The organism is Azospirillum sp. TSO35-2, from assembly GCF_003116095.1.
Classification (GTDB): domain Bacteria; phylum Pseudomonadota; class Alphaproteobacteria; order Azospirillales; family Azospirillaceae; genus Azospirillum.
This window is the reverse complement of the sequence record NZ_LGRA01000021.1, coordinates 417,064-418,562: the sequence shown is the minus strand read 5'-3', so window position 1 is coordinate 418,562 and position 1,499 is coordinate 417,064. Positions and strand designations below refer to the sequence as shown.

At 73.8% G+C, this 1,499-nt stretch carries 1 protein-coding gene; it reads left to right on the top strand.

Annotated elements, in window-relative coordinates:
* On the top strand, positions 1-1,499 hold a 1,499-nt coding region (locus TSO352_RS18115; RefSeq protein WP_109110715.1), incomplete at both ends, for a SpoIIE family protein phosphatase.

The following is a 1,499-nucleotide window of genomic DNA, read 5'->3' as shown; positions in this document are numbered from 1 at the left end:
GCCCCCCCTTAACCCGCCGCATCGCGGCGCTGGGCATCGGCGGGGTCGCCACCAGCGGCGCCGCGACCGCCGCGACCGCCGCGGGCGCGATCACCGACCTCAACCTGCTGTCGGACGGCGGCGCGCTGCTCTACAGCTCCGACCCGTCGCTCGACCCGCCGCCGCTGCTGAACCGCGCCGCGCTGGACAGCATCCTGTCCGGCCGGAAGCTGGCGCGCGGCGTCCGTCTGGTCGATGCCCGGCAGGACAGCGGCCGTCTGGTCGTGGTCGCCGGGGCGCCGATCTACGCCGGGACCGGGGCCGGCGGCGGGGCGGGCAGCGGGGCCGGGGTGGCCGGCGCCGTCGTCGCCGGGATCGACTTCACCACCGCGCTCGACATGCTGCGGCGGACCACCGGCGGCCGGGTCTTCGCCGTCGGCCGCAACGGCGCGCCGCTCGACGGCGTCACCGATCCGCTGTGGCCGGCGGTGCAGCCGCTGGTCCGCCCGGCGGAGCGCAGCATCACCCCGGTTCCCCCGGTCGCCGGCGGCCACCGCTACGCGCTGGCCAGCCTGCCGGTCGCCGATCTGGCCGGCGGGCGGGTCGCCACCGTGCTGATCGCCACCGACGTCACCCAGGCGGTGGAGGAGCAGACGCTGTGGTCGGTCGCCTACGTCGCGGCGGTCGGGCTGGTGCTGCTGAGCGCGCTGGGGCTGCTCTACGGCTTCCTGCGGCGGAACTTCGCGACGCTCGACGGGGCGGTGAAGGCGTTGCAGGACCTCTCGCACGGCCGCGCCATGGGCTATGTCGAGCTGCCCGGCGGCAGCGACGAGATCGGCCGCATCGCCGGCGCGGTCGACGTGTTCCGCGGCGTGATGCGCGAGATCGAGCGCACCGCCGGCCAGCGCGAACGCCGCCTGCGCCGCCAGCAGCGCTTCATCCGCCGCCAGATGGAGGCGCTGGCCGTCACGCTGGAGGAGGACGCCCGGCAGAACCTGCTGGACGAGCTGCGCCAGATCGAGGCGGAGACCCACGACGCCCAGTCGGCCCAGTCGAAGGGCGTCGGCGACGAGCTGGGGCTGCTGGCGCTGGGCTTCTCCCGGCTGGCGACGCGGGTCAGCACCCAGCAGGTGCAACTGACCCAGATGGTGCGCGACCTGCGCGAGGCGCTGGCCGACAAGCGGCGGCTGATCAGCCTCCAGCAGGAGCTGGAGATCGCCCGCACCATGCAGCTGACCATCCTGCCGCAGGTCTTCCCCGATCTGCCGGAGCTGGACATCGCCGCCCGCATGATCCCGGCCAAGGAGGTCGGCGGCGATTTCTACGACTTCTTCCCGATCTCGGAGCACAAGGTCGCGCTGGTCATCGCCGACGTGTCGGGCAAGGGCATCCCGGCCGCCTTCTTCATGCTGATCGCCCGCACCATGCTGCGCGCCATCGCCGAATCGGGCGTCGGTCCGGCCGAGACGATGCGCCGGGTCAACAACCTGCTGGCCGCCGAGAACGAGCAGTCGATGTTC